The sequence below is a fragment of the Streptomyces barringtoniae genome (assembly GCF_020819595.1).
Taxonomy (GTDB): domain Bacteria; phylum Actinomycetota; class Actinomycetes; order Streptomycetales; family Streptomycetaceae; genus Streptomyces; species Streptomyces barringtoniae.
The window spans coordinates 327,870-353,643 of the sequence record NZ_JAJHNP010000002.1; the positions used below are offsets into that span (position 1 = coordinate 327,870).

The 25,774-nt window shown below is 72.3% G+C and carries 30 protein-coding genes; 17 read left to right on the forward strand and 13 right to left on the reverse strand.

The window, feature by feature from the left end:
* The first annotated feature begins 222 nt into the window (after nt 1–222).
* Nucleotides 223–909 (forward strand): DUF6214 family protein, encoded by a 687-nt coding sequence (locus tag LMU33_RS03815; protein ID WP_443728960.1) that lies wholly within the window; start codon nt 223–225, stop codon nt 907–909.
* Between the two features lie 32 nt (nt 910–941).
* Here LMU33_RS03815 and LMU33_RS03820 read toward each other — a convergent pair whose 3' ends face one another.
* Entirely contained in the window at nt 942–1,610 is a 669-nt protein-coding gene (locus LMU33_RS03820) for a TetR/AcrR family transcriptional regulator (RefSeq protein ID WP_228617338.1), read from the reverse strand.
* Between the two features lie 246 nt (nt 1,611–1,856).
* On the opposite strand from LMU33_RS03820, the gene LMU33_RS03825 reads away from it, so the two are divergent.
* Entirely contained in the window at nt 1,857–2,105 is a 249-nt protein-coding gene (locus LMU33_RS03825; RefSeq protein WP_228617340.1) for a DUF2630 family protein, read from the forward strand.
* Nucleotides 2,106–2,188: 83 nt separating this feature from the next.
* Here LMU33_RS03825 and LMU33_RS03830 read toward each other — a convergent pair whose 3' ends face one another.
* The 4 genes from LMU33_RS03830 to LMU33_RS03845 all read right to left on the reverse strand — a co-directional run bounded on the left by LMU33_RS03830 (nt 2,189) and on the right by LMU33_RS03845 (nt 4,929).
* Entirely contained in the window at nt 2,189–2,878 is a 690-nt protein-coding gene (locus LMU33_RS03830) for an HAD family hydrolase (RefSeq protein WP_228617342.1), read from the reverse strand.
* 10 nt (nt 2,879–2,888) lie between these two features.
* Nucleotides 2,889–3,236, reverse strand: coding sequence for a hypothetical protein (locus LMU33_RS03835; protein WP_372477865.1), 348 nt, complete (start codon nt 3,234–3,236; stop codon nt 2,889–2,891).
* A 94-nt stretch (nt 3,237–3,330) separates the two neighbouring features.
* The gene (locus tag LMU33_RS03840) at nt 3,331–4,266 is read right to left on the reverse strand and encodes a M56 family metallopeptidase (RefSeq protein WP_228617344.1); all 936 of its coding nucleotides are present in this window, start codon (nt 4,264–4,266) and stop codon (nt 3,331–3,333) included.
* Nucleotides 4,267–4,353: 87 nt separating this feature from the next.
* Entirely contained in the window at nt 4,354–4,929 is a 576-nt protein-coding gene (locus LMU33_RS03845) for a DUF5134 domain-containing protein (RefSeq protein WP_228617346.1), read from the reverse strand.
* A gap of 177 nt (nt 4,930–5,106) precedes the next feature.
* Between LMU33_RS03845 and LMU33_RS03850 the strand changes: the two genes are divergently transcribed.
* Nucleotides 5,107–6,825, forward strand: a complete 1,719-nt coding sequence (locus LMU33_RS03850; RefSeq protein ID WP_228617348.1) for an FUSC family protein — start codon at nt 5,107–5,109, stop codon at nt 6,823–6,825.
* Nucleotides 6,822–7,442, forward strand: coding sequence for a MarR family winged helix-turn-helix transcriptional regulator (locus tag LMU33_RS03855; protein ID WP_228617350.1), 621 nt, complete (start codon nt 6,822–6,824; stop codon nt 7,440–7,442). Before LMU33_RS03850 ends, LMU33_RS03855 begins: the two co-directional genes overlap by 4 nt.
* Nucleotides 7,443–7,526: 84 nt before the next feature.
* On the opposite strand, the gene LMU33_RS03860 is transcribed toward LMU33_RS03855, so the two are convergent.
* Complete coding sequence (locus tag LMU33_RS03860; RefSeq protein ID WP_228617352.1) at nt 7,527–8,291, reverse strand: VOC family protein; 765 nt, start codon at nt 8,289–8,291, stop codon at nt 7,527–7,529.
* A 500-nt stretch (nt 8,292–8,791) separates the two neighbouring features.
* On the opposite strand from LMU33_RS03860, the gene LMU33_RS41600 reads away from it, so the two are divergent.
* Nucleotides 8,792–8,953: a hypothetical protein gene (locus tag LMU33_RS41600; RefSeq protein WP_308280748.1), complete on the forward strand. Its 162-nt coding sequence runs from the start codon at nt 8,792–8,794 to the stop codon at nt 8,951–8,953.
* Here the strand turns inward: LMU33_RS41600 and LMU33_RS03870 are convergent.
* Nucleotides 8,950–9,342, reverse strand: coding sequence for a VOC family protein (locus tag LMU33_RS03870; protein ID WP_228617354.1), 393 nt, complete (start codon nt 9,340–9,342; stop codon nt 8,950–8,952). The two genes, LMU33_RS41600 and LMU33_RS03870, sit on opposite strands and share 4 nt — an antisense overlap.
* Before the next feature lie 70 nt (nt 9,343–9,412).
* Between LMU33_RS03870 and LMU33_RS03875 the strand changes: the two genes are divergently transcribed.
* Nucleotides 9,413–9,952 carry a GNAT family N-acetyltransferase gene (locus tag LMU33_RS03875; RefSeq protein ID WP_228617355.1) on the forward strand — a complete coding sequence of 180 codons (540 nt, stop codon included), beginning with the start codon at nt 9,413–9,415 and terminating at the stop codon, nt 9,950–9,952.
* 3 nt (nt 9,953–9,955) lie between these two features.
* On the opposite strand, the gene LMU33_RS03880 is transcribed toward LMU33_RS03875, so the two are convergent.
* The gene (locus LMU33_RS03880) at nt 9,956–10,639 is read right to left on the reverse strand and encodes a glycerophosphodiester phosphodiesterase (protein ID WP_228617357.1); all 684 of its coding nucleotides are present in this window, start codon (nt 10,637–10,639) and stop codon (nt 9,956–9,958) included.
* Nucleotides 10,640–11,031: 392 nt separating this feature from the next.
* Between LMU33_RS03880 and LMU33_RS03885 the strand changes: the two genes are divergently transcribed.
* From LMU33_RS03885 to LMU33_RS03905, 5 genes are all read left to right on the forward strand, one after another.
* On the forward strand, nt 11,032–12,429 hold the full coding sequence (locus LMU33_RS03885; protein WP_228617358.1) for a DUF6421 family protein: 1,398 nt from the start codon (nt 11,032–11,034) through the stop codon (nt 12,427–12,429).
* A complete protein-coding gene (locus LMU33_RS03890; protein WP_228617360.1) occupies nt 12,426–13,220 on the forward strand; it encodes an SDR family NAD(P)-dependent oxidoreductase in 795 nt (264 codons plus the stop codon). Before LMU33_RS03885 ends, LMU33_RS03890 begins: the two co-directional genes overlap by 4 nt.
* A complete protein-coding gene (locus tag LMU33_RS03895; protein WP_228617362.1) occupies nt 13,217–14,287 on the forward strand; it encodes a threonine aldolase family protein in 1,071 nt (356 codons plus the stop codon). The genes LMU33_RS03890 and LMU33_RS03895 overlap by 4 nt, the downstream gene beginning before the upstream one ends.
* Before the next feature lie 75 nt (nt 14,288–14,362).
* The gene (locus LMU33_RS03900; protein WP_228617363.1) at nt 14,363–14,953 is read left to right on the forward strand and encodes a transglutaminase domain-containing protein; all 591 of its coding nucleotides are present in this window, start codon (nt 14,363–14,365) and stop codon (nt 14,951–14,953) included.
* A 57-nt stretch (nt 14,954–15,010) separates the two neighbouring features.
* Nucleotides 15,011–16,225 carry a hypothetical protein gene (locus LMU33_RS03905; protein WP_228617365.1) on the forward strand — a complete coding sequence of 405 codons (1,215 nt, stop codon included), beginning with the start codon at nt 15,011–15,013 and terminating at the stop codon, nt 16,223–16,225.
* Nucleotides 16,226–16,357: 132 nt separating this feature from the next.
* On the opposite strand, the gene LMU33_RS03910 is transcribed toward LMU33_RS03905, so the two are convergent.
* The 3 genes from LMU33_RS03910 to LMU33_RS03920 form a co-directional block, all read right to left on the reverse strand.
* Nucleotides 16,358–17,290, reverse strand: a complete 933-nt coding sequence (locus tag LMU33_RS03910; protein ID WP_228617367.1) for a hypothetical protein — start codon at nt 17,288–17,290, stop codon at nt 16,358–16,360.
* Nucleotides 17,291–17,529: 239 nt separating this feature from the next.
* On the reverse strand, nt 17,530–18,258 hold the full coding sequence (locus LMU33_RS03915; RefSeq protein WP_228617368.1) for a lysophospholipid acyltransferase family protein: 729 nt from the start codon (nt 18,256–18,258) through the stop codon (nt 17,530–17,532).
* 188 nt (nt 18,259–18,446) lie between these two features.
* The gene (locus tag LMU33_RS03920) at nt 18,447–18,863 is read right to left on the reverse strand and encodes a DUF4395 domain-containing protein (protein WP_228617370.1); all 417 of its coding nucleotides are present in this window, start codon (nt 18,861–18,863) and stop codon (nt 18,447–18,449) included.
* A gap of 75 nt (nt 18,864–18,938) precedes the next feature.
* Between LMU33_RS03920 and LMU33_RS03925 the strand changes: the two genes are divergently transcribed.
* From LMU33_RS03925 to LMU33_RS03945, 6 genes are all read left to right on the forward strand, one after another.
* Nucleotides 18,939–19,352 (forward strand): TlpA family protein disulfide reductase, encoded by a 414-nt coding sequence (locus tag LMU33_RS03925; RefSeq protein WP_228617629.1) that lies wholly within the window; start codon nt 18,939–18,941, stop codon nt 19,350–19,352.
* 83 nt (nt 19,353–19,435) lie between these two features.
* On the forward strand, nt 19,436–19,516 hold the full coding sequence (locus LMU33_RS41890) for a putative leader peptide (protein ID WP_365732241.1): 81 nt from the start codon (nt 19,436–19,438) through the stop codon (nt 19,514–19,516).
* Nucleotides 19,517–19,560: 44 nt separating this feature from the next.
* Complete coding sequence (locus LMU33_RS03930; protein ID WP_228617371.1) at nt 19,561–20,070, forward strand: flavin reductase family protein; 510 nt, start codon at nt 19,561–19,563, stop codon at nt 20,068–20,070.
* A gap of 217 nt (nt 20,071–20,287) precedes the next feature.
* Nucleotides 20,288–21,073, forward strand: coding sequence for an electron transfer flavoprotein subunit beta/FixA family protein (locus tag LMU33_RS03935; RefSeq protein ID WP_228617373.1), 786 nt, complete (start codon nt 20,288–20,290; stop codon nt 21,071–21,073).
* Between the two features lie 53 nt (nt 21,074–21,126).
* Nucleotides 21,127–22,089 carry an electron transfer flavoprotein subunit alpha/FixB family protein gene (locus tag LMU33_RS03940; protein WP_228617374.1) on the forward strand — a complete coding sequence of 321 codons (963 nt, stop codon included), beginning with the start codon at nt 21,127–21,129 and terminating at the stop codon, nt 22,087–22,089.
* A 183-nt stretch (nt 22,090–22,272) separates the two neighbouring features.
* Nucleotides 22,273–23,571 (forward strand): DUF6986 family protein, encoded by a 1,299-nt coding sequence (locus LMU33_RS03945; protein WP_228617376.1) that lies wholly within the window; start codon nt 22,273–22,275, stop codon nt 23,569–23,571.
* Nucleotides 23,572–23,722: 151 nt separating this feature from the next.
* Here the strand turns inward: LMU33_RS03945 and LMU33_RS03950 are convergent, their stop codons facing one another.
* Nucleotides 23,723–24,502, reverse strand: a complete 780-nt coding sequence (locus tag LMU33_RS03950; protein ID WP_228617378.1) for a hypothetical protein — start codon at nt 24,500–24,502, stop codon at nt 23,723–23,725.
* A 7-nt stretch (nt 24,503–24,509) separates the two neighbouring features.
* Nucleotides 24,510–25,559: a LacI family DNA-binding transcriptional regulator gene (locus LMU33_RS03955; RefSeq protein WP_228617630.1), complete on the reverse strand. Its 1,050-nt coding sequence runs from the start codon at nt 25,557–25,559 to the stop codon at nt 24,510–24,512.
* Nucleotides 25,560–25,774 lie beyond the last annotated feature (215 nt).

A 25,774-nucleotide genomic window follows, 5' to 3' on the forward strand; every position in this document is an offset into this window, starting at 1 on the left:
GGACGGCTCCAGCATGGCACCCACGGACCCGTGGCGGCAGGGGCCGGCGGGGTGACTACGAAGCGTGTCCGTTCGTATTGAATGTGATCATGAGGTTACGTTGCGTGTGTGCCAGAAGCATCTTTTCTCCACCTCTCCGACCGGAACGCGGAGGACGGCGCGGTGTCCGTGTGGCCCGCGTGGGAGGTGCGGGAGCACTGCGACACCACCTCCTGGTTCCATGTGCGGCTGGCCTTCCCGGACGGCGCGCGGGTCGACGCCCTGGCCGTCGTGCGCTCGGGTTGTGTGTCCATCGAGGACGTCAGCGCCCAGCCGGCCCTGTCCCTCACCGATCTGACGGTGCTCGCGGGCTGGATCGAGGGGCCGCTGTTCGAGTCGTGCGGGGTGGAGCGGCCGAACCAGGCCGACGGCGACGAGCCCCCGGATCAGCGGTACGAACCGGAAGCCGACGAGGGGGCCGGTGCCGAGGAGACCGGCGAGGGGAAGACCCGCGAGGAGGAGACCCGCGAGGAGGAGACCCGCGACGAGAAGGTCTGCGAGCAGGAGACCGGCCTGCAGGCGGCCGGCGACGGGAAGGCGGCTCGCGCGGAGGAGACCGGCCTGCAGGCGGCCGGCGAGGAGAAGGCCGGCGGGAAGGCGGCCGGCGAAGAGCGGGCCGGCGGGACTGAGGCCGGCGGTGCAGGGGGCGCGCCCGGTGCGGGCCCGCGGCGCGCCCGGCCGGTCTGGCCGCGCGGCATCGAGGGCCGTCGGCGGGTCGCGCGGGAGTACCGTGCCGCGCAGGAGCGGGGAAGCGACCCGGTGCTCGCCGTGATGAGCGCGACCGGACACAGCCGCCGCCGCTCCCTCAAACTGATCGCCCAGGCGCGCGACGCCGGGTTCCTGCCCCCTCGTCACGCACGCCGCGACTGAGGCGAGCCGCCGTCGAAGCGGCCCCCGCCCCTTCAGGGACTGCTCGGACGCTCCTCCGTCGCGAAGAACCGGGACAGGTCCTGCTCCCGCGTCTCTTTGCCCTTCTCGCTCTCCGGCGGCACCCCGGACTCCCAGTCCAGCCCGTACCGCTGGAACAGTTCGGCCCGCAGCGCGGGAACGGGCATCGGCACCCCCGGCACGAGCGCCGCGTACACCGCGCCCATCAGCAGGGCCCGAAGCATCGGGTAGTCGGCGGCGACGTCCTGGGAGCCGCACCGCGCGACGGTGTCGCCGAGCAGTTCCGACAGCCGGCGCTGCTCCGGGCACTGCACGAAGCCCTCCGCCTGCAGCAGCCCCGCCATGTGCTGCCGCATCAGCACCGGCCGGTCGCGGGCCAGACCCAGAATCGCGTCGATGGCCCGGGCGAGGCGCTCCCGGCCGTCCTCGGTGTGCGGTTCCCGCTCCAGCGCCTCCTCCAGCGTGCGGTGCATCAGCCGGTGCACGGCGGACTGCACCAGCTGGCGCTTCCCGGGGAAGTAGTACGACACCAGTCCGCGCGCCGAACCGGCGCGGTCCGCGATGTCACCCAGCGTGGTGGCCTCGAAGCCGTGCTCGTCCACCAGTTCCACGGCGGCCTGCAACAACCGCTCGCGGGAACGCCGCCGCAACTCTTCATTGACCGAGGCGCTGCGCGGGGACATCCTGAAACTCCTGCGTTGACTGGCTGCCAGCCAACTATACTCATCGCAGTGGGCACCGCCATGCGCGGGCGGCCCTGTCCAGGGCTGCCGTCCGTCTGGGGCGACGCGGGGGATCGTCTCAGGCGGACGGCGCGGCGGCGAGCCCTTTCCCGCGCCGTGCCCGGCCCGTGCCTCCCGTTGGTGTCGCAGGCCGGCCGCTCCCTCCCTAGAGTGGTCAGCGGTGCCGAGGCGAGGAGGCGGGTCGCCATGGAGCAGGACCAGCGGATCCTGGGCAGGATCACGGAGATGGTCGAGGACGAGCGCAGACTCCGCGAGGCGCTGGCCTCGGGCCGCATCGACAGCTCCGTCGAGCAACAGCGGCTGGGACAGCTGGAGAGCGAACTCGACAGGTGCTGGGACCTGTTGCGGCAGCGCCGCGCGAAGGCCGAGTACGGTGAGAACCCGGACGAGGCGCGCGTGCGCCCCGCCGACCAGGTCGAGGGCTACCAGGGCTGACCGCCGCACGGCCGGAGAGCTCCGGGCCTCACCCAGCGGACCGCGCAGGGCCCGGGTTCGGCCGGCCGGCAGCGGGCTGGGCCTCAGGTCACCAGGTCCAGTACGGGCAGCAGCGCGTCGGCCCGGTCCGTCACCGGCAGGTGGTCGACGAAGTGCACCCGGCAGCCGAGCGCAGCCGCGCCGCCGTCGGCCTCCTTGCTGTCGCCCACCATCACCACCTCCCGCGGATCGGCGCCCAGCGCCGCACAGGCGACGGAGAACAGCCGCGGGTCCGGCTTCTGCACGCCGTGCTCGTACGACAGGACGTACGCGTCCACGTACCGGTCGAGCCCGTGTTCGCGGAAGACCGGGCGCAGATCCCAGCCGATGTTGCTGACCACGCCCACGCCGATCCCGCGCTCGTGCAGCGTGCGCAGCACCTCGGGGGCGTCCGGGTAGGGAGCCCAGGCGGCCGGGGTCTTGTGCCGTTCGTACAGCGCGTCGTGCAGGGCGGGGTCGGGCAACGGCACCCGCCGGGACAGGCCCGTGTAGGCGGCCCGGTGCAGTTCCGCACTCTCGTCCCGCACCGCCCAGATTCCGGCCAGGTCCGCCGGCAGCTCCACCGGATTCGCACCGCCCGGCAGCGCACCGGCCACCTCCAAGGCCCGTGCGGCCGCCTGCAGTTCGGGTTCGGGCAGGGTGTGCCCGGTCTCGGCCAGCACCGCCCGCAGCCAGGACTCGGTGGACTCGACGCGGAAGAGCGTCCCGGAGAAGTCGAACAACACGGCATTCATACACCTGACCCTATCCGGGCCGGTGTTCAGCGGTGTCGGCGTGACCGGGCCGCGGCCCCTCGTACACGATCACGGCCAGGGCCACCGGCAACGCCCCGAACAGCCGGCCGCCCAGCACGTACGAGGGCAGTGGACGCCCAGCCACACCCGGGTCACGCCCCCCACTCACCGAGGCCACGGCCGCCGCCACGGCCGTACGCCACCGGACGCGGCCGGCGCCGAAGCGGTGCAGCAGCCACAGCAGGAGGCCGCAGACCACGGTGACCGCCGGCCACGGCGCCGTCCACCAGGCGGCGTGCCGCCACACCAGCCCACCGCGGCGGCCACGCACGCAGGGCTGGAGGGGGCTGCGTGGCATGCCGCGATGTCTGTTGACCGGGAAACCTGTGGCCACCATCGGGCCGGCCCGCGCGACGTACGGCCGGCAGCCGACAGGTGTCGGTCGATCGCCGTCAGCCGAGTGCCCGCAGGCCCGGAATCAGGGCCACCAGTACCGGAATCACCGGCACCAGAGCCGCGACGGCCGTCAGGCGCAGTCGGCGCAGGGCGGGGAGCCGGTCCGGGGGAGTCAGCAACCGGTGCACCCGCTGCGGCACATGGGCCTGCGGGGTGGGGCAGGGGCCGAACACGCCCCGCTCCTCGTTGAGTTCGACCAGGGCCAGCGCGGTCGTCAGCCGGCCGAAGCGCCGGGAGGCCATGTCGTCGGCGGCCAGCTCGACCAGCCGGTGCATCTCGTCGCGGAACGCGGCGAACACCGGCACCTGCGGGAACCCGCCCGCCAGCGCCGCCGAGCAGTGCAGCAGCCAGTCGTGCCGGGCCTGCGCGTGGCCCTGCTCATGGGCGAGCAGCGCGTTCAGTTGACGCCCTTTCAGCCGACGCAACGCGGCCGTCGTGATGACCAGGCGGGGTGCCGTGCCGGGCAGCCACCAGGCGTCGGGGCGCTCGCCCTCCAGCACCACCAGCCGGCCGCTTGCCGCTTCCTCGCCCGGCAACAACGGGGCACGCACGAGGAGTTCGGTCCGCCGGGTACGCCGCCGGGCCCGGGCCCGTACGACCTCGCGCACCAGCATCGCCAGGCTCCACAGGCCGCCCGCGGCGAGCAGTACGGCGGTGGGCGCCGCCCACGGGCCGGCCGTGCCGAGGGCGTAGGCGTCCACGACCGCGCGCGGAGCCCGGGCGAACAACTGCCCGCGCACCTCCAGCCAGGCGGCCGACGCGCTGAGCGCCATCGACAGCACGCAGCACAGCAGGACGGCCGCCACGACGCACTGCCACACCCAGAGGGCGACGACCGGTTCGCGGTCCGGCCAGTCGGCCCGGGCGATCAGCCGCGGGGCGACGACGGCGGTCAGGGCGCCGAGCAGCAGCAGGGTCACGGGGACCATCATGGTCAGCACCCTATGAGCGCCTGAGCACCCACGGGTACGGTCCGCGCCACCGAAGTGACGCAGACAACGCACCCGCACTGACCCCGCTCACATGGCCAGCAGCATCGCCACCATGCCGATACCCATCGACAGCCGGCAGGCCCGCGCCAGCTCCAGCCGGTCGCCCCAGCCGACCGGGCCGCCGCCGGCCCCGGCCCCGGCCCCCGCCTCGGCCACCGCGACGGCGGCCGGCACCAGACGGGCGCCGGCGAGCAGCACGTAACCCGCGAAGTACAGCAGCAGCAGGCTGGTCAGCAGCGGCACCCCCGAGCCGCCGTGGGAGTGGTGGGCGCCGGGTGGGGCCGCGGCCATGGCCGCCGACATGTAGACCATCGCGAAGGTGCCCACCAGGTGGTGCAGGTGGTGGGGTGCGGTGCGCGCGGACCACAGCGCGCGCAGTGCCGCCGTGCCGAACACGGCCGCGTACACCGGCCATGCCCACCTCGGCGGCGAGAACGCCGCCGCGGGTACGGCCATCACGGCCATGCCGAAGCCCATCAGCGCCTCACCGCCCGCGGCCCGGCGCTGTTCCTCGACCCGGCTGCGCATCCGCAGCAGGCAGTAGGCCCCGGTCGCCGCGCACAGGGCGACCAGCAGCCACGCTGCCGGTACCGGTCCGTGCACGCGCACCTCCCCGTTCGACGGTCGGTCGAGGATGCGATGCCCACGCGACGCGGAGCGCACGCGAGCGCAAGGGTGTACACGGGGAGCATTCGACGGGGCACGACAGGTGAGCACGCCCTCGGGGGATCGCCGCAGCCGAGGGAATTTTACGAGTAAAACACATGTTAAATTGATGCCATGAGCAGTGCGACCCTCCACCGACTTCCCCTCGCCGGAGTGCTCCGCCTCGGGCGGCCCTCCGACATCTGGTTCAAGCCCGCGCTGAGCGTGGTCGCCGCGGTCGCGCCGGCCAACCTGGTCCTGCTGGCGCTCGGCCGCCTCGACCTCGCGATGTACACGATGGCCGGGTCGCTGTGCGCGCTCTACGGCCACAACCGGCCCTACGCCGCCCGTGCCCGCCTGCTGGCCTGGGTGGTGCTCGGCATGGTCGGCGGCCTCGCGGTCTCCCTGCTCGCCGCGTCGCTCACGAGCGACGCCGTCGTCCTCGTCACCGTCGGCGCCGTGATGGCGGCCGTCCAGAAGACCGTGAGCGACGCCACCCGGCTCGGACCACCCGGGAACGTGGTCCTGACCTTCATCGGCTCCGCCTCGCTGTTCGCGCCGCAGACCCTCGGCCAGGTGCCCGGACACGTCGGGCTGGCGCTGGCGGCCGGCGCCTGGGCCTGGCTGGTCGGCATGGCCCCCGGGCTGCTCCGCCCGCACGGCCCCGAGCGCCGCGCCACCGCCCAGGCCCTGAACGCGGCCGCCGCCTACGCCGACACCCGCGGCACCGCCGACGGGCACACCCGGGCCCGTGCCGCGAGCGCCGCCGCGATCCACGCCGCCTGGCAGTCGCTGCTCGCCGCCGGCCCCCGCCCCGACCGCACCCGGCGCACCCTCGAACAGCTCCTCGTCCGCGCCGAGGTCGCCCTCGCCGCCCCCGCCGACACCGACCCCGCACGACTGCGCGCCTGGGCCCGCGAGCTGCGCGGCACCGGACGGGTACCGCGCGTCGAGCCCCCGCGCGAGTCCGCCGACGAACTCCTCGGCATCGCAACCGAACTCGCCGAGCCTCGACGGCCGTTGCGGCAACGCCTGGTCCCCCTCGCCCCGATCGCCGCGCGAACCGCGATCGGCTGTGCCCTCGCGGGTTACGCCTCCCTCGCGCTCGGGGTGGGCCGTCCCTACTGGGCGTTGGTCACCGCGGCCTCCCTCTACCAGGCGAACGTCACCCTCACCTGGAGCCGGGGCGTCCAGCGGGTCGTCGGCAACGTGCTCGGCGTCCTCGTGTTCGCCCTCGTCGCCCCGCTCGCTCATCTCCACCCGGTCGCACTGGTGCTGTGCTGCCTGGCCTTCAACTTCGGCGCCGAAGCGCTGATCGCCCGCAACTACTGGCTCGGCACCGTCTGCGTCACCCCGATGGCCCTGCTCATCACCGAGTTCGCCCGGGCCCAGAACCCGGCCGAGCTGATCACCGAGCGGGTCGCGGACACCCTGGTCGGCGCGCTGGTCGGCTTCGCCGCGGCCGTCGCCGTCACCAACCGGCGTGCGGGCGACCGCCTCGAACTCGCCCTGACCACGGCGGAACGCGCCCGCGAGAACGCCGCCCGGCTGCTGGCCGAGCCGCACCCGGCACCCCACGCCCTGGAATCGGCCCGCCGCAGCCTCGCCGCCGCCCTCGCCGACCTGCGCGCCATGGCCGACGCCGCGTCGGGCGAGTGGTGGCAGCGCGACCTTCCCGAGGAGCGGGTCGTGCACGCCGAGCAGTCGGGACACCGTACGCTCGCGGCGACGGTACGACGCCAGGGGCTGGTACCGCGGAACCAGGATCAGGACCGGGACCGGGATCCGGTCCGGCACCGGCAGCGGGACCAGGACCGGACCCCGGGCAGAACGACGGAGGACATGCGGCCATGACGGCGACGAACGGCGGACACACGCCGGCGGACGACACCGCCGGCACGGGCCACGCCGGCAGACCGGCGAACGGGACCAGGGCCGGGACCGCTCCCGGCCATGCCCCCGCCGCCGACCGTGACACCGTCGCCGTCGTCGTGCGGCAGTGGCGGGCCGTTCATCCCGAGCTGGACACCGGGCCCATGGAGGTCATCGGCCGGATCAACCGGTGTGCCGCGCTGCTCCAGCAGGCCGAGGACGCGCCGCTGCGCCGGGCCGGGCTCAGCCGTCCCGAGTTCGACCTGCTGGGCGCGCTGCGCCGCACCGGCCACGAGCTGACTCCTGGGGAGCTGGTCCGCGAGACCTTCTCCTCCGGGGCCGCCGTGACCAAGCGGCTCAAGCAGCTGACCGAACGCGGACTGGTCGAGCGGCGGGGCGACGCCCGTGACCGCCGCGTCGCCCACGTCCGCCTCACCGACGCGGGCCGCGACCTGGTCGACGGCATCCTTCCGGAGCAACTCGCCTACGAGACCTCCGTGTTGAGTGTGCTGGCTCCCGAGGGGCAGGGGGAACTCGCCGGTCTGCTGGCCGAGTTGCTCGGCCGCCTGGAGGGCCGGACGGGGGCGGTGCGGGCGTAGGTTCCAGGGCCGGACACCAGGGGGCGAACCGTACGCGAAGTCGAGCGCAGGCCGGCGGCGGCAAGCGCAGGCCGGCGCAGCGCCTCAGCCCTCCTCGCCGGCCCGGTGCACCCCGAACGCCGCGCCCTGCGGATCCCGCAGCACCGCGATGCGCGGGCCGTCGGGCACCGACACGGGTGCCAGGACGACGTCCCCGCCCGCCCGCTCAGCGACCTCGGCCGTCGCGTCCACGTCGTCCACCGCGAAGTACGGCATCCAGTGCGGCGGCACCTCGGGCGGGAACCGGTCGCCCATGTCGGCCATGCCGCCGAAGTCGTCGCCGTCGATGCCCCACTGCGTGTACCACTCCGAGGCGTTGACACTCCAGCCGAACACCGTGGTGTAGAAGTCCCGGGCCCGCTCGGTGTCCCGGGTCGCCAGCTCCACCCAGCCGAGGGTGCCGGGCGCGTTGAACAGCCCGGCGCCGGGGAAGGCCCGTGCCTGCCACAGCTGGAACGCCGCGCCGGTGGGGTCGAGAGCCACCGCGAACCGGCCCACGTCGAACACGTCCATCGGGCCGAGGATCACCGTCCCGCCGGCCTCCGCCACGCGCTGTACCGCCGCGTCCGCGTCGGTCACCAGGAACGAGACGTTCCACGCCACCGGCTGGGAGTCCTGGTACAGCGGGGTGAGCGCGGCGACCGCCGCGTCCCCCAGGTGCGCCACCGTGTACCCGCCCGCCTCCTGCCGCGGGTCGGTCTCCGGCCGCCAGCCGAACAAGTCGGTGTAGAACCGCTTGGCCCCCTCCAGATCGCTGGTCCCGAGCTCGGTCCAGCACGGTCCGCCGGTCACCGGCTTGTCGAACTTCATGAGGGTTCCTTCCGGCCGGGTCGGGCCTGCCGCGCCGCACAGGACGCTCCTCCGGCACGCTAACGCGGGCTTTCCGCCCCGGCCATCCGGGGCGGTCCCCCGAGGGCGCACCCAGGACGTCCTGGGCAGGCTCCTGCCGCCCGCTCCCGCGCGCATCCTCGACGTGGGCGGCGCCTGCGGCATCCACGCGGAGTGGCCCGCCGCCGACGGCCACGACGTGGAGCTCGTCCACCCGGTAGCCCTGCATGTCGAGCGGGCGGCCCGACTTGCCGGCGTCCGGGCACGCCACGGCGACGCCCGTGCCCTGGACGCGCCGGACGCCTCCGTGGACGTCGCGCTGCTCTGCGGCGTGCCGGGTGGTGCGGCCGGGAGGTCTCGTGGTCGGGGCCACGATCAACCGGTACGCACCGCTGCACGACAACCTGAGCACCGGCTCCGCTTGGACGCCGAACGCCGGCCGCGGATCGAGGCCGCCGCCGACGGCCGGATGCGGCCGACGGGTGAGCCGAAGCCCCTGGGGTGCCGCCCGGCTCGAGGATCCGGAGCGCCGGGCGCTCGTCCTGGCGGCGACGCGGCGGACCGGGTCCGTGCCCTCACTGCTGGGCATCAGCGCTCATGTGCTCACCGCCGGCATGCGCCCCGAGGGCTCGTGCGGGCGCTAGATGCCCGGCCGGTAGCGCATCGGGTGGTCCTCCGGGACCTCGACCAGGGCGATGCGGTGGCCGTCCGGGTCGGCGACCCACATCTCGATCAGGCCCCACGGCTCCTTCACCGGCGGCCGGACGATGTCGACGCCCTTGGCCTCGAGCTCCTCGTGCGCGGCCGTCACGTCGTCGACCTGCAACCACAGCCGGACCGCGGGCGACGGCGGTGCCTCGGACCTCCCGGAGACCTCCAGGAAGCCGCCGCCGAGGAAGTAGACCGTGCCCCGCTCGGGCCCCGTACCGAACTCGCGGTAGACGGCCAGCCCCAGCCGCTCGCCGTAGAAGGTCCGGGAGCGCTCGGGGTCGGTGGGGGTGAGCAGGGTCCGGCTGCTGAGTACGTGCACCATGCAGGCGGAGCCTAGTGGCAGGGTTACCCTCGACCCTGGCTCAGCCACGCCCGAGATCGGAGACCGTTCCATGGAAAGCCCCGCCGCCGGCCTCACCTTCCGAGACGCCACCGACGCCGACGTCGACGCGCTGGTCGCGCTGATCGAGTCGGCCTACCGCGGGGACTCCAGCCGGGCCGGGTGGACCACGGAGGCGGACATCCTGGAGGGCCGGCGGACGGATCCCGAGGGCGTGCTGGAGGTGATCAAGTCACCCGAGAGCAGGCTGCTGGCCGTGGAACAGGGCGGCCGGATCATCGCCTGCTGCCAGCTCGAACACCGCGGTGACCACGCCTACTTCGGCATGTTCGCGGTCAGCCCCACCCTGCAGGGCGCGGGCCTCGGCAAGAAGGTCATGGCGGAGGCCGAGCGTCAGGTCCGTGAGGCCTGGGGCGTCACCGAGATGCACATGACGGTGATCTCCGTACGGGACGACCTGATCGCCTGGTACGAGCGCCGGGGCTACCGCCGTACGGGAAAGATGTCGCCCTTCCCGTACGGCGACGAGCGCTTCGGCATCCCGCAGCGCGGCGACCTGCAGTTCGAGCTGCTGGTGAAGAAGCTCGGGTGACCGTCAGGCCGTGAAGCGCCCCGTGCGCTTGATCTGCGGGAAGTCGGTCGTCGCGCCGTCCAGTTCCAGCGCGCGGACCAGCCGCAGATGATCCTGGGTGTTGACGACCCAGCCGATGATCCGCAGTCCGGACCTGCGCGCGTGCTCGACGATCTCCAGGGTGAGCCGGCGGATGTTGAGGCTGACGGTCGCCGCGCCCACGGCGACCGCGCGCTCCACGATGTCCGTGCCGTAGCTGCCGCCGATCAGCGTCGTGCGCACGCCCGGCACCAGCCGGGCGATCTCGGCGACGGCGGCGTCGTGGAAGGAGGACACCTCCACCCGCCCGACCAGGTCGCGCTCGTGCATCACCGCTGCCAGGGCCCGGGCGGCCGCCACGTCCTTGATCTCGGCCTGGAGCGGTGTGCGCACCGCGTCCAGGACCTCCTCGAACACCGGCACCCGCTCCCCGCGGCCCGCGTCCAGGGAGCGCAGCTCGGCGAGGGTCTTGTCGGCGATCGCCCCGGTGCCGTCGGTCGTGCGGTCCACCTCGGCGTCGTGCATGACGACCAGGGCGCCGTCCTTGCTCAGGTGCAGATCGAGTTCGATCAGATCGAGGCCGGCGTCCTGCGCGGCGACGAAGGAACGAAGGGTGTTCTCGGGCTCGACACCCATGACCCCGCGGTGACCGATGGTAAGGAAGTTCAAGGTTCGACTCCGTTCCGTCGACGGCGGCTCGGCGCGCGCGGAACGGGCGGACGCCGTCGTCCGCGCGGGCAGAGTCGCAGCCTAACGGCCAGGCCGCGCGATGAACCCGCACGTGCGTGAGGCATCCGGGTGCGCGGCGGGTCGCCGACTGGCCGGTATCCGACCCGGCGTCACCCTCTCGTGGGCGAGTCCCCGCGCCGTTGACGGCTCTGCGGCACACCGCGCGGATGCCCGATGCCCCCGGCGGAAGTGAGCGCCGTCACGGTTTACGGCAGGAAAAATGTCGGTGACCAAGCTGATGTGCAGAAAAATTTCCCGAGCTGCCTCTTGATGGCTGAAACGGGGTATGCATACGGTGTCCCTACGTGAGCTTCTCCCGTGGAGGATGGGACATGACGGAAATTCTTGTGCAGGCGGGTGCGGAGGGACATATTTCTTCGCTGACCAGGGTGGTTGAGCACCCGGCCTGGCCCGTGCTCAAGGATGCCGTGGAGCAGATCCGGCCATGGCAGTCCAAGGACGGATCGATCGACTTCGAGGCCGAGGGTGCCCCGGCCAGGGCGGACGCCGAGGCCGCCGTACGGCGTGTCGTGGACGCGGTCGAAGCGCTGTCCCCGCTTCTCCCGCACGACGAGGCCTACCACCAGGCCCTGGTGAAGGATCTGCACCGCTGGGCCGAGGGCGGCTTCGAGGTGCCGGACTTCCTGGACTCCCTGCTCGCCTTCCAGCCCGCCGCACAGCGCGCGGACGGCCTGCAGCACCTGGTCGTCTTCCCGATGTACACGCAGAACGGCAACCCGGACCGCAACCTGGAGGCGGTCGTGCTGCGCATGGTCTGGCCGGACTGGCTGGCCGAGCTGGAGCGCACGCGCTACGACAACCCGCTCTTCTGCGGCATCACGTTCGAGGACTTCACGTCCGGCTACGACACGAACTCGGCCGTCCTCTTCCCGGAGACCATCGCCGTCCGTGAGGCGCCGGAACGTTTCTCTTGGGGTGGCATCTTCTGCGACCGCGAGGCCGCGCGTTTCCGCCGGGTCACCGAGGCCGCCGTTGACATCCTGGGGCTTGAGCTGCCCGAGGACATCGCCGCGATGGTCCACGACCAGAAGCGCTGCGAAGAGGCCTTCGTGCTGTGGGACATGGTCCACGACCGCACCCACAGCCACGGCGACCTGCCGTTCGACCCGTTCATGATCAAGCAGCGCCAGCCGTTCTGGATGTACGGCCTGGAGGAGCTGCGCTGCGACCTCACCGCCTTCAAGGAGGCCGTGAAGCTCCAGGCGGACGGCGTCCCGCAGGCCCGTGACGTGCAGTACGCGGTGCTCTTCGACCGGATGTTCCGCTTCCCGCTCACCGGCGACCGCAACCGCAACTACGACGGCCTCGGCGGCCAGCTGCTCTTCGCCTACCTGCACAAGCACGACGTCCTCCGCTGGACCGACAACAAGCTCTCCATCGACTGGGAGCGCGCCCCGCAGGTCACCAACCAGCTGTGCGCCGAGATCGAGAAGCTGTACAAGGACGGCATCGACCGCCCGAAGCTGGTGCACTGGTTCGCGGGCTACGAGCTGGTCGCCACCTACCTCGCCCCGCACCCCGGCTCCAAGTGGGCCCAGGGCCCGGAGGCGCTGGACCTGACCCAGCCGCCGCGCAAGCTCGTGGACGACGTGCTTCCGGACGAGTTTCCGCTGAGCATGTTCTTTGAGGCCCTGTCCAAGAAGCTGAAGAATGTGATCGCCTCCACCAAGGGCATCACGGCGGACGGCGCCGAGCGGATCGCCGCGTGAGCGACCGCGTCAACGAGAACACTGCTTCAGAGGGGAAGAACGTGGCGAACAACGGGTCTCTCAGCGGTGCGGTGATCGCGGTGGCCGGCGCGGGCGGACCCGCCGGACACGCGACGCTGGTCCGGCTCGCCGAGGCCGGCGCGGTCGTCGTCGGCGCCGACAACAACCCCGAGCGCCTGGCGGAGTCCGTGGACGCGGCCCGCTACGCGCGCGGCGGCGCCACGGTCACCGGCGAGACGGTCGACCTGCTCGACCTGGACTCGACCCGGGCCTGGGCCGACCGCATCGAGAAGGAGCACGGCCGGATCGACGGTCTGGTCCACCTGGTCGGCGGCTGGCGCGGCAGCGCGACCTTCGAGGAGACGAGCCTCGCGGACTGGGACCTGCTGGAGAAGCTGCTGATCCGCACGGTGCAGCACACCTCCCTGGCCTTCTACGACGGCCTGCAGCGCAGCGACCGCGGCCGCTACCTGCTGATCAGCGCCGCCGGCGCGTCGAAGCCCACCGCGGGCAACGCGGCGTACTCCGCGTCCAAGGCCGCGGCCGAGGCGTGGACCCTGGCCATGGCCGACGGCTTCCGCAAGGCCGGGGGCGAGGCCGGACCGCGCGCGGCGGCTACGATCCTGGTGGTGAAGGCGCTGGTGCACGACGCGATGCGCGCCGAACGCCCCAACGCGAAGTTCGCGGGTTTCACGGACGTCAAGGACCTCGCCGAGGCCATCGAGGGCGTCTGGAGCAAGCCCGCCGCGGAAGTGAACGGAAACCGTCTGTGGCTGACCGAGAAGCCGTGAACCCTCCCAAGACCGACGCGCGTCGCCATCACGACCCCGCGGTCCGCGGTTTCGCCAGTGACAACTACGCCGGGGCCCATCCGGAGGTGCTGGCCGCCCTGGCCCTCGCCAACGGCGGCCACCAGGTGGCGTACGGCGAGGACGAGTACACCGAGAACCTCCAGCGGATCATCCGCAGCCACTTCGGGGCCACCGCGGAGGCCTTCCCGGTCTTCAACGGCACCGGCGCGAACGTGGTCGCGCTCCAGGCGGTCACCGACCGCTGGGGCGCGGTGATCTGCGCCGAGAGCGCCCACATCAACGTGGACGAGGGCGGCGCGCCCGAGCGCATGGGCGGCCTGAAGCTGCTCACCGTGCCCACGCCGGACGGCAAGCTCACGCCCGAGCTGATCGACCGGCAGGCCTGGGGCTGGGAGGACGAGCACCGCGCGATGCCGCAGGTCGTCTCGATCACCCAGAGCACGGAGCTCGGCACCCTCTACACGCCGGACGAGATCCGCGCGATCTGCGAGCACGCCCATGCACACGGCATGAAGGTGCACCTGGACGGCTCCCGGATAGCCAACGCGGCCGCCTCGCTGAACGTGCCCCTGCGGACGTTCACCAACGCGGTCGGCGTCGACATCCTCTCGCTGGGCGGGACCAAGAACGGCGCCGTCTTCGGCGAGGCGGTCGTGGTCCTCAACCAGGACGCGGTGCGGAAGATGAAGCACCTGCGGAAGCTGTCGATGCAGCTGGCCTCCAAGATGCGCTTCGTGTCGGTGCAGCTGGAGGCGCTGCTGGCGAAGGACCTGTGGCTGCGCAACGCCCGGCACGCCAACGAGATGGCCCAGCGGCTCGCCGAGGGCGTGCGCGCGGTGCACGGCGTGGAGATCCTCTACCCGGTGCAGGCCAACGGCGTCTTCGCCAAGCTCCCGAACGACGTGTCCGAGCGTCTGCAGAAGCGCTTCCGCTTCTACTTCTGGGACGAGGCCGCCGGAGTGGTGCGCTGGATGTGCTCCTTCGACACCACCGAGGAGGACGTGGACACCTTCGTGGCCGCGCTCAAGGAGGAGATGGCGCGCTAGCCGTCTATGCATAGGTATGCGGTCACTCGAAAAGTCATTGACTGGCGAGTGGCCGCATTCCTATGCTCTGCGGGCATGGAGCTGATCCAGAACACGCCTGACCTGTCCGCCTACTTGGCTGCGGACGAGGTCGTCGACCATCACCATCCCGTGGTCCGGGAGACGGCCGCAAGACTGGCCGCCGGGGCCGCCGACTCGTATGCCTATGCGCGGGCCGCCTATGAATTCGTCCGGGACACCATCCCGCACTCCCAGGACTCCGGCGACCTGCGCGTCACCTGGCGCGCCTCGGACGTGCTCGCTCTGGGCACCGGCATCTGCTACGCCAAAGCCCACGCCCTGGCCGCCCTGCTGCGCGCCGAGGACGTCCCGACGGCTCTCTGCTACCAGCGGCTGACCGACGACCAGGGCGGCCACGCCGTGCACGGACTGGTCGCCGTCCGCTTCCACGGCGCCTGGCACCGGCAGGACCCGCGCGGCAACAAACCCGGCGTGGACGCCCGGTTCTCCCTGGACGGGGAGCGGCTGGCCTGGATCCCCGACCCCGCGGCCGGTGAGCTGGACTATCCGGTCCTGTATGCCGAACCGCACCCGGTCGTCCTCGACGCCCTGAAGGCGGCCCCGGACCGGCCCTACCTGTGGAAGACGCTGCCCGACGCACTCTGAGGGCAGGGGGCACCCCCGCCCGGCGCCGTCGCGATCGCACTCGCTAATCTCCCCGCCATGAGCAACGGGGGAGCAGCAGAAGGCGACGTCAACGGCACGGAGCACGGTTCGGCGGACGACCACGGCGGCGCCGGCGTAGGTGGCCGGTTCGCTCGGCTGCGCAAGCACAAGGTGCTCGCCTCATCCGTGGCGGCGGCCCTCGCCGCGGGTGCCGTCGCGGTGCCGCTCGCGCTCGGCGTGTGGGACGACTCGTGCAAGGAACTGCCCGCCGCCACGCGCGCGTTGGCGAGGGACCCGGCGGCGGCGACCCGCACCCTCGACCCCCGGGACGACATGTCCCGCTACGACGCCGCGGCGGGACTCCTGCCCACCGGCAGGCTGTGCGGCGACGGCGGCCGGGTGCTGGGGCAGGTGGTGGACGCCGCCACCGGCTCCCCCGTCCCCGGCAAGCTGCACACCGCGGCCCAGTCCCGCGTCGTCCACGCGGTCAGTGCGATCTACCAGGACGCCGATGTTCCGTCCGGTGCCGAGCCCGGCGTGGCCCGCGTGCTCGCCGGTTACGTCGCCGACACCACCGCGTTCAGCTTCCTCGACCCCGATGCCGACACCCCGGCGGCCTCCGGCGCCGAGGCCGCCCCCGACCAGGCCGGCTGGTCCCGCTTCGGCCGGTTCCTCGCGCCCGGCGAGGCACACCCGCAGTTCGGCTTCGACCACACCGGCACGCTGACCGCCGACCCGGCACGGCTCTTCGAGAAAGTGGCCGGGGACCCGGAGGCGTTCGCGATCCTCTACGACGCCGAACGGGCCTACCTCGCCCACTACCTGGAGCGTCTCACCCCGCAGGGCACGGACCCGGACTACCACCCCGAGAAGGAGCCGGGGGAGGAGAAGACGCCCCTCACACACGGCCCCGACAGGGACCTCAACGACATGGCCAGACGCATCGGCGCCCTCATGTACGCCCGGGCGAACGGCGCCCGGGACGGCCGCATCGCCGACCTCGACTCCTTCGACGCGTCCGTGCGGCGGCACACGCGCGGCGCCTACCGGGCGGCCCCACGGCAGGTGACCGGCCGGCCCCCGATGAGCGGCATCGCCCGTCGGCCGGCGAGCGGGGCCGTGCCGGGCGATCTCATGGACGGGCGCCGTCAGATGTTCCTGACGGTGGACGCCTGGGCGAAGGCCCGCGGGGTGCCGGCCGCGCGGGTGTCGGTCATCCGGCAGGTCCTCGACGACGGGTACCTGGCGACGTACCGGTACGGGTCGATGTGACGGCGCCCGTGCCGGGAAGGGGCGTCACCCTGTCGTGCGCAGCCCCGTGCAGCCGCGCCGCTCTACCTGGTCCTCGGCGAAGGCCTTCAGCAGCCTGCGCTTCTCCGCCGTACCGATGCCAGGGATCCTGTGCTACGCGCTGACCGCGAAGTTGGCCGCCTCGCCGTCACAGCGGGCGGTCGCCGTCAGGGCGCTGCGCACCCCGCCGTCCGAGACCACTCGGTTGCTCCAGTCGCCGTACCAGGCGGAGAGGTACAGATACTCCTCCGAGTCCGGCGAAGCGGCCCTTTCCAGGTCGCACCGCACGGCCGGTGCCGTGTCGTTCGTCAGCGGCTCCACCCGCCACTTGGCGGCCTGGGGGAGCCGTGCGCGAGCCACCCATCCGCAGCCGGTGGCCGCCGCCTCGGTGACCGGGACCGACTCCCGTCCCTTGTCGGGATCCGGCGGCGCCGCGTCGCCCTTGGGTACCGCCAGCGGCCTGGCGCCGCAACCCAGGTGCCGCGACGCGGAGTTGACGAGGGGTACGACCATCTCGTACACGGCGTGGCTCGTGCGGGCGGTGGCGTAGCCGATGTCGGCGCTCACCAGCATCCTGCGCGGTCTGCCCGCCGCGTCCTTGCCGAGACCCGGACAGCGCAGCAGGAACTGGAGGTCGCCGAACTTGTCGACGTAACCGGGCAGACCCTGCGGCATGGGGTGCATGGGCGAGAAGCCCTGCTCCGGGAAGTCGAAGAGGAACTGGGCGTCCTGGTCGTCCCGCCCGGTGTAGGCGGTCATCCGCACCACCAGCGTGGACGCGCCGTGTCCCTCGAAGCTCAGGCTGCACCCGTAGTCGCCCAGCCGGGGATGCGCCGACGCGTCAGCCTTGGTGAAGTGGCCGCCACCGGCCGCGAGTTGGTGCAGCGGTCCGGAGGGGAGCGCGCCGTCGCAGGCGGTGCGCACCAGCCACCAGTCCTTCACATAGGGCGCGCTGACCCAGCCGGCCAGAGCCAGCACGGCCGCAGCCGCCAACGTCACCTTCCACCAGCGCCGCATCGTCGAGCCCCCGTACAGCGGTCGGCACACGAGAGCCTCCCGGCTCCCCCGTCACGATCGCGAACCCTATCGACAAGCGCCGCCGCCGCTGACTGCCGGGTATCCGTGAAAACGACGGCTCTGCAGTTCCCCGGGAGCGCGGGGCCGTGTCGGTTATGCGGCTCCGCCGCGCGGGCGCGCCCAGCCCTCACCGGTGCGCGGCCGAACGATCCCCCTGAAGCCCCCAAGCCCCCACCCGGCCAAGGCGCTGCAGGTCATGGCACCGCAGGTCACTGCGCGTCGGTCGCCCGCAGCTGCTCCACCGTCGGTGCCGTACCCCCCAGGTGCGCGGGCAGCCACCAGGAGTCCTCGGGGCCCTTGGGGCGGCCCGGGTAGGCGCGCTGGGCGGCGTCCAGCAGGTCCTGGACGCGCTCGCGCAGCCGGCGGGTTATGGCGCCGGCGTACTGGTCGCGGGGTGCCTCGACCGCCTCGCCGACCCGGATGGTGACGGGCAGGTGGTTGCGCTTGAAGTTGCGGGGGTGGCCCTTGGTCCACAGCCGCTGGGTGCCCCACACCGCCATCGGGACCAGCGGGACGCCGGCGTCCTGGGCGAGCCGGGCCGCACCGGACTTGAAGCTCTTCAGCGTGAACGACTGGGAGATGGTGGCCTCCGGGAAGACCCCGACGACCTCACCCGAGCGCAGCGAGTCCAGCGCGTGCGCGTAGGCCGCCTCGCCCTGGTTGCGGTCCACCGGGATGTGCTTCATGCCGCGCATGAGCGGACCGGAGATCCTGTGGCGGAAGACGGACTCCTTCGCCATGAAGCGCACCAGGCGCTTCTGCGGCAGGGCCGCCAGACCGTTGAAGACGAAGTCCAGATAGCTGATGTGATTGCTCACCAGCACGGCGCCGCCCGAGCGCGGGATGTTCTCCGACCCCTGGCAGTCGATCTTCAGGTCCCAGACCTTGAACAACGTCTTGGCGAATCCGACGACGGGACGGTAGACCAGCTCTGCCATGGGCGGGACGGACCCTTTCTGCTCTGCTCGGGAAAGGGGGCTCCCGGCGGGTAAGTTACGCAGCCGTAGGTTTACGGCGTCTCGCAGATCGTGCCCGAAGAACGGACGGGTAGCCAGCCCTGGTGCCCGGTGGCGGCGAGATTCTCGTCACGTCGGCCTACATCCCACCTCGGATTTTTGAGTACCCTTTACTCCGCCCGTACGGTGGCCCTCTTCAGAAGCAGGAACATCTCGCACCCCAGGCAGTAACCGAACGCCGCGTTCAGGAACGCGGCGGCGAGGGCCGCGCCGGTCGCGGCGAGACCGAGCCACTGCGGTCCCACGGTGAACCCGACGAGACCGAGCCCCGCGAACACCAGGCCCACGGCCTGCGCGAAGCGCGGCGGTTCCGGCGCCTCGAACTCCTTCGGCGGCCCGAGCCGCGGCCGTACGGCCGTGCGGAAGGCCCAGCCGTACGGCGAGTGCTGCACCCCCGCGGCCGCTCCCAGCGCGAACGCCAGCGTCTGCCAGCCCAGTACCCAGGCGTTCTCCAGGCTGAGTGCCGCGGCCAGAACGGCCGTCGTCACGGCCGCCCCGAAGCGCGGCCCCCTCACGTCGATGTCCATGAACCCAGCATTCCGCAACGGAAACTCGCGCGGGAGGCGGGAATCTTTTCAGTCTCGTGAATGCTTGGGCGGATGATGACCGGAGTGATGGTGTGCGTGGCGGTGCTCGTCGTGGCGAGCGCCGCCGGGGTGCTGCACAAGCGGCGGGGCGGGAGAGTACGGGTGCGCGGGCGGGACGAGGGCAAGCGGCTGGGAGCCGCCGAGCTGGGCGGCGACCTCGGCGAGCGCGCCACGCTGGTCCAGTTCTCCAGCGCCTTCTGCGCGCCCTGCCGGGCCACCCGCCGGGTCCTCGGCGAGGTCGCCGCAATGGTCCCCGGGGTGGCCCACGTCGAGATCGACGCCGAGGCCCGCCTGGACCTCGTACGCGAACTCGGGATTCTCAAGACGCCCACCGTGCTGGTGCTCGACGCCGGCGGACGCGTCGTGCGGCGTGCCACGGGACAGCCCCGCAAGGCCGACGTCATCGCGGCACTGGGCGAGGCCGTGTGAGGGGGCCTCAGGAGACGGGTCGGTGTCTTCCGTATCCCGGACCGTGCTTGACTGGGCGCACCAACTATCGTCAGCCTGACCGTATGCCGACCGAACTCCTTCTCCACGGGCGGGTCCACGTCGACCTCTCCCGCACCGCGAGCGCCATCTGTCCGGGCTGTTGAGACCCGACGGCCCAGCTCGCGACCTCCAGCAGAAGGACAACTCCATGACGGCCTCGCCCGACCTCGGCACTGTTCAGCTCGCCTCTCCCGACCTGTTGCGCTCCGCCTTCCGCCGGCACGCCGCCGGTGTGGCGGTGATCACCGCGCGTGGCGCCTCCGGCCCGGTCGGCTTCACCGCCACCTCGCTCACCTCGGTCTCCGCCGAGCCCCCGCTCGTGTCCTTCGGCATCGGCACGGGCGCCTCCAGCTGGCCGGCGATAGCCGAGACGGACCACGTCGGCGTCCACATACTCGCCGAGCACCAGAGCGAGCTGGCCGCCACCTTCGCGCGCAGCGGCGCCGACCGCTTCGGCGCGCCGACGGCCTGGCGCGAGGGCCCGGAAGGCGTACCGGTGCTCGACGGCGTGCTCGCCTGGCTGGTCTGCCGGATCGTCGAGCGCGTCGCGGCCGGTGATCACCGGCTCGTGCTCGCCGAGGTCGTCCTGGGTGACCCCACGGGCGCCGGCCGCCCCCTTCTTTACCACCAGGGCCGCTTCAACGGCCTGCGGGATTGATCACGCACGCCTCTCCTGCGGAGTCGTCGAGTTCCGGTTACGCTGCGTTGCGAAGGTCACAGTTCAAAGCGCTTGCTTAGCGGGCAGGAACTGGGTGTACTGACGAGTAATATTTCGGTCGGAGCGCGCGGACGCCCCGACCGGGATCGGCCGCTTGAGGCGCCTATGCTGCCTGCAAGAGGCAGCCCGGAAATGACGATGCAGTAGGAGAGCCGGCGTGAGCTTGAGGATCGTTGTCACTGTGAAGTACGTGCCCGACGCCACTGGCGACCGGCACTTCGCCGATGACCTGACCGTCGACCGCGACGACGTCGACGGTCTGCTCTCCGAGCTGGACGAGTACGCGGTCGAGCAGGCTCTCCAGATCGCGGAGAACGCGGACGACGCCGAGGTCACCGTCCTGACCATCGGCCCCGAGGACGCCAAGGACGCGCTCCGCAAGGCCCTGTCCATGGGTGCCGACAAGGCCATCCACGTCGAGGACGACGACCTGCACGGCACCGACGCCATCGGCACCTCCCTGGTCCTGGCCAAGGCGATCGAGAAGGCCGGCTTCGACCTGGTCGTCTCCGGCATGGCCTCCACCGACGGCACCATGGGCGTCGTCCCCGCGCTGGTCGCCGAGCGCCTGGGCGTCCCGCAGGTCACCCTGCTCTCCGAGGTCTCCGTCGAGGACGGCACGGTCAAGGGCCGTCGCGACGGCGACGCCGCGTCCGAGCAGCTTCAGGCCTCGCTCCCGGCCGTCATCTCCGTGACCGACCAGTCGGGCGAGGCGCGCTACCCGTCCTTCAAGGGCATCATGGCGGCCAAGAAGAAGCCGGTGGAGTCCTGGGACCTGTCCGACCTGGACATCGAGGCCGAGGAGGTCGGCCTGGACGGCGCCTTCACCAAGGTCGAGGCCGCGAACGAGCGCCCGGCCCGTACGGCCGGCACCATCGTCAAGGACGAGGGCGAGGGCGGCAAGCAGCTCGCTGAGTTCCTCGCGAGCCAGAAGTTCATCTAAGGGCTCGCCCCCGCTGACCGCCCCTCAACTTCGTTACGCAGGAGAGCAATCCCATGGCTGAAGTCCTCGTCTACGTCGACCACGTGGACGGTGCCGTCCGCAAGCCCACCCTGGAGCTGCTGACCCTGGCCCGCCGCATCGGCGAGCCCGTCGCCGTCGCGCTGGGCAACGGCGCCGCCGACACCGCCGCCACGCTCGCCGAGCACGGCGCGGTGAAGGTCCTCACCCACGACGCCTCCGAGTACGGCGAGTACCTGGTGGTGCCGAAGGTGGACGCCCTGCAGGCCGCCTACGAGGCCGTCTCCCCGGCCGCCGTGCTGGTCCCCTCCTCCGCCGAGGGCAAGGAGATCGCCGCCCGCCTGGCCCTGCGCATCGGCTCCGGCATCATCACCGACGCCGTCGACCTCGAGGCCGGCGACGAGGGCCCGGTGGCCACCCAGTCGGTGTTCGCCGCGTCCTTCACCACCAAGTCCCGTGTCATCAAGGGCACCCCGGTCATCACGGTCAAGCCGAACTCGGCCGCCGTCGAGGCCGCCCCGGCCGCAGGCAGCGTCGAGGCCCTGTCCGTGTCCTTCTCGGACAAGGCGACGGGCACGAAGGTCACCGCGCGTACGCCGCGTGAGTCGACGGGCCGTCCGGAGCTGACCGAGGCCGCGATCGTCGTCTCCGGTGGCCGTGGCGTCAACGGTGCCGAGAACTTCTCGATCATCGAGGCGCTGGCCGACTCCCTCGGCGCGGCCGTCGGTGCCTCCCGTGCCGCCGTCGACGCCGGCTGGTACCCGCACACCAACCAGGTCGGCCAGACCGGTAAGTCGGTCTCGCCGCAGCTGTACATCGCCAACGGCATCTCCGGCGCGATCCAGCACCGTGCCGGTATGCAGACCTCCAAGACGATCGTGGCCGTCAACAAGGACGCGGAGGCCCCGATCTTCGAGCTGGTCGACTACGGCGTCGTCGGCGACCTCTTCGACGTCGTCCCGCAGCTGACCGAGGAGATCAAGGCCCGCAAGGGCTGAGCCTCACCCGGCACACCCGAGGCCCCGGCGACCCGCGCGGTCACCGGGGCCTCGGTGCATCCTGGTGACGATCCGCCGGGCGCCGACCACGCTCCGGACGGGGTGTTGACCAGCGAGAACCACCCGGATAACTTCATTCTACGGATTGTTGATTCCGTACAGCGGAAAATTGGAGGGTGTGGGATGGGTCAGCAGGAGAAGGTGGCGACGAGCCTCGCGGGCGCCGTGAGCGAGGAGATCAGCGCCTCCCTCGCGCCGGTCGACGCGGAGCTGGAGCGCCGCTACCCCGGGGACCCCGGCACCCGGCAGCCCGTCCACACCGTCTACGTCCCCGGTGACGCCTTCGCCGCCGACACCATCCGCTCCTGGGGCGACCAGGCCCTCGCCGCCCTCGACGAACATGCCCCCGACGTGGCTTCCTTCGCCGCGGTCCTCGGCCTGTCCGACGAGCTCGCCGAGCCCGTCTACTCCCGCGTCCGCGCCAAGCTGGAACGCGAGCCGATCGAAGACCTGCGCGTCGACTTCGAGGACGGCTACGGCCCCCGCCCCGACGCCGAGGAGGACCGGGCGGCTGCCCGCGCGGCCCGCCTGATCGCGGAGGCGTACGCGAACGGCACGGCGGCGCCGTACATGGGCATCCGCATGAAGTGCATGGAGGCCCCCGTACGCGACCGGGGCATCCGAACCCTCGACGTCTTCCTGACCGGCCTCACCGAGTCCGGCGGCCTGCCCGAGGGCCTGGTGCTCACCCTGCCCAAGGTGACCTACCCGGAGCAGGTCACCGCGTTCGCGCGCCTGCTGGACGCCTTCGAGAAGGTGCACGGCCTGGACGCCGGCCGGCTCGGCTTCGAGATCCAGATCGAGACCAGCCAGTCCATCCTCGCCACCGACGGCACCGCCACCGTCGCCCGGATGATCCAGGCCGCCGAGGGGCGCGCCACCGGGCTGCACTACGGCACCTTCGACTACAGCGCCTGCCTGGGAGTCTCCGCCGCCTACCAGGCCAGCGACCACCCGGCCGCCGACCACGCCAAGGCAGTCATGCAGGTCGCGGCCGCGGGCACCGGGGTGCGCGTCTCCGACGGCTCCACCAACGTCCTGCCCGTCGGCCCCACCGCGAAGGTGCACGACGCCTGGCGCCTGCACTACGGCCTCACCCGCCGCGCCCTGGCCCGCGCCTACTACCAGGGCTGGGACATGCACCCCGGCCACATCCCGACCCGGTACGCCGCCGTCTTCGCCTTCTACCGCGAGGGCTTCGAGCAGGCCGCGGCCCGCCTCGCCCGCTACGCCAACCGGGCCGGCGGCGACGTCATGGACGAGCCCGCCACCGCCAAGGCCCTCAGCGGCTATCTGCTGCGCGGCCTGGACTGCGGCGCCCTCGACATCGCCGAGGTCGCCCGCCTCGCCCGCCTGACCCGCGCCGACCTGGAGGGCTTCGCCGCTCCCCGGCGCGGCGACCTGACCGCCTCCGCGAAGTAGAGGTCGCGGCCCGGTCACAGCCCCCGGCCGGGGGAGTGGCCCGGTACCGCCGCCCCGTACGCCGGACGCCACGCATCGACCAGGCGGACGCGACCAAGCACGACAGAGGAACGGGGCGGCGGTGGCAACACCGCGTCCACGTCAGCGACGTCTACGTCAAGGGCGGGAACAACGACGAACCGGTGCCCGGGCTCCCCGCCTGCCGACCGTCGGCGTACGGCTCGCAACCCGACTCCGTCACCCACTTCTGCTCGGCGAACAGCCGAGTGCCCCGCGCGCAGAGTTCGGGGTCACGGCGTGCCCGCGCGCAGAACTCCTCCGGCGTGACCCCGAACAGCGCGCGCAACGGAGTCGATCGGACGAGGAGTTCGCCGAGCAGGGCGCGCTGGTCGCCGGGATGGCGGCGGGGTGCGCCGGTGCCGTCGTGCAGCACGCCGTGCCGGTTGACGTAGGCGTACGCTCCGGTGAGCGCGCAACCGTCCGGCAGCTCGATCCGCACCTGGGGCGCGGGCAGCCAGCCCCGCCGGAAGTGGGGCTCGCTGGCGTCGATCACCTCCAGCTGGCGCCGGTCCAGCCAGATGACGAACAACTCCCGTAACGCCCGCGGTGACTTGACCGGAGACGCGGAGACATAGCCCAGGCGGCTGACGTGCGCCGAGATGCCCACCTCGAGCCCGGACACCCGCGACCGCACCATCGGCACGGGCGAGTCGATCCCGAACTCGGCCATCTTGTGGCGCAGTTGACCCGGACAGGCATTGGAGCCGACGGCGAGCACCGGCACTCGGTCGTCGTACACCAGGCGCTCCAGCGGGAACATCCGGTCGCCGTGCAGCAGGCCGGAGTCGCCGGGCCAGGCGCCGGGATAGGTCAGCGGATGGTCGCGGGGAGCGTCGGCGAGGCCGAGCTCCGCCAGGGTGCGGCCGGTCACGGGCGGCTCAGTCGGCCGGCGGGAGCTCGCCCGAGCCGCGCGTGATCAGCCGGGTGGGCAACTCGATGCGCTCCGGTGCGACGAGCCCGCCGTCCAGCTGACGGAACAGGCGCTCGGCGGCGGTACGGCCGAGGGCGGCCGAGTCCTGGGCGACGACCGTGACGCCCGGCTGGAGCAGATCGGCCAGCTCGATGTCGTCGAAACCGACGAGGGCGACCCGGCGGGACTGCTCGGCCAGCACCCGGATCACGGTGACCGTCACCCGGTTGTTGCCCGCGAAGATCGCGGTGACCGGCTCGGGACCGGAGAGCATCTCCTCGGCCGCCCGGCGCACCCGCTCCGGGTTCGTCTGCCCGAGGGACATCCAGGCGTCCTCGACCGGTATCCCCGCGTCCTCCATGGCCGCCCGGTAGCCGCGCAGCCGCTCGGCGGCGGTGTGGATGCGCGGCATGTCGCCGATGAAGCCGATCCGGCGGTGCCCGTGCGCGATGAGATGGGCGACGCCGTCTCGGGCACCGCCGTAGTTGTCGGAGAGGACCACGTCGGCGTCGATGCGCCCGGCCGGACGGTCCACGAACACGGTCGCCACGCCCGCCCTGATCTCCGGTTCGAGATAGCGGTGGTCGTCCCCGGCCGGGATGATCACCAGACCGTCCACCCGCCGTGCGCACAGGGCCAGCGCCAGCTCCTGCTCCCGCTCCGGGTCCTCGGCGCTGGAGCCGTTGATCAGCAGGGCGCCGTGGGCCCGGGCCACCTCCTCGACGGCGCGGCTGAGCGGGCCGTAGAAGGGGTCTGCGAGGTCCTCCAGGACCAGCCCGATGCTCGCCGTACGGCCCTTGCGCAGCACCCGGGCGCTGTCGTTGCGGCGGAAGCCCAGCGCGTCGATCGCCTCCTGCACCCGGCGCTCGGTGTCCGGGGTGACGCCGGGCTCGCCGTTGACCACCCGGGAGACCGTCTTCAGGCCGACCCCGGCCCGCGCCGCCACGTCCTTCATGGTCGGGCGGTTGCCGTAACGGGTGCCGGAAAGGCTGTCTGTGCGGCGGGTGGTCTCGGGCACGATGCGGTGTCCTGTCCTGTCGTCCGTCTTGTCGTCCCTCTCGGCCACGGAACCGGTGCGTGCCAGGTGGTGCGCCGGTGTGCAGGAGGTGGTGCACCCCGGTGATGCGCCGATCAGTAGCTTGTATGAGGATGTGGCGTCGAGCATAGAGCCTGGACAACGTTGTCAGATGCGCGAGACACTGTCCACCACTGTCTGTCGGCCTGCGCCCCACC

Coding starts and splice junctions, on each gene's coding strand:
- LMU33_RS03850 (WP_228617348.1), top strand. CDS start 5,107: ATGAGCAGTGCGACCCTCCACCGACTTCCCCTCGCCGGAGTGCTCCGC.
- LMU33_RS03920 (WP_228617370.1), bottom strand. CDS start 18,863: ATGGACATCGACGTGAGGGGGCCGCGCTTCGGGGCGGCCGTGACGACG.
- LMU33_RS03855 (WP_228617350.1), top strand. CDS start 6,822: ATGACGGCGACGAACGGCGGACACACGCCGGCGGACGACACCGCCGGC.
- LMU33_RS41890 (WP_365732241.1), top strand. CDS start 19,436: ATGCCGACCGAACTCCTTCTCCACGGGCGGGTCCACGTCGACCTCTCC.
- LMU33_RS03915 (WP_228617368.1), bottom strand. CDS start 18,258: ATGGCAGAGCTGGTCTACCGTCCCGTCGTCGGATTCGCCAAGACGTTG.
- LMU33_RS03840 (WP_228617344.1), bottom strand. CDS start 4,266: ATGATGGTCCCCGTGACCCTGCTGCTGCTCGGCGCCCTGACCGCCGTC.
- LMU33_RS03830 (WP_228617342.1), bottom strand. CDS start 2,878: ATGAATGCCGTGTTGTTCGACTTCTCCGGGACGCTCTTCCGCGTCGAG.
- LMU33_RS03925 (WP_228617629.1), top strand. CDS start 18,939: ATGACCGGAGTGATGGTGTGCGTGGCGGTGCTCGTCGTGGCGAGCGCC.
- LMU33_RS03885 (WP_228617358.1), top strand. CDS start 11,032: ATGACGGAAATTCTTGTGCAGGCGGGTGCGGAGGGACATATTTCTTCG.
- LMU33_RS03820 (WP_228617338.1), bottom strand. CDS start 1,610: ATGTCCCCGCGCAGCGCCTCGGTCAATGAAGAGTTGCGGCGGCGTTCC.
- LMU33_RS03905 (WP_228617365.1), top strand. CDS start 15,011: ATGAGCAACGGGGGAGCAGCAGAAGGCGACGTCAACGGCACGGAGCAC.
- LMU33_RS03870 (WP_228617354.1), bottom strand. CDS start 9,342: ATGGTGCACGTACTCAGCAGCCGGACCCTGCTCACCCCCACCGACCCC.
- LMU33_RS03825 (WP_228617340.1), top strand. CDS start 1,857: ATGGAGCAGGACCAGCGGATCCTGGGCAGGATCACGGAGATGGTCGAG.
- LMU33_RS03900 (WP_228617363.1), top strand. CDS start 14,363: ATGGAGCTGATCCAGAACACGCCTGACCTGTCCGCCTACTTGGCTGCG.
- LMU33_RS03835 (WP_372477865.1), bottom strand. CDS start 3,236: ATGCCACGCAGCCCCCTCCAGCCCTGCGTGCGTGGCCGCCGCGGTGGG.
- LMU33_RS03945 (WP_228617376.1), top strand. CDS start 22,273: ATGGGTCAGCAGGAGAAGGTGGCGACGAGCCTCGCGGGCGCCGTGAGC.
- LMU33_RS03860 (WP_228617352.1), bottom strand. CDS start 8,291: ATGAAGTTCGACAAGCCGGTGACCGGCGGACCGTGCTGGACCGAGCTC.
- LMU33_RS03875 (WP_228617355.1), top strand. CDS start 9,413: ATGGAAAGCCCCGCCGCCGGCCTCACCTTCCGAGACGCCACCGACGCC.
- LMU33_RS03940 (WP_228617374.1), top strand. CDS start 21,127: ATGGCTGAAGTCCTCGTCTACGTCGACCACGTGGACGGTGCCGTCCGC.
- LMU33_RS03930 (WP_228617371.1), top strand. CDS start 19,561: ATGACGGCCTCGCCCGACCTCGGCACTGTTCAGCTCGCCTCTCCCGAC.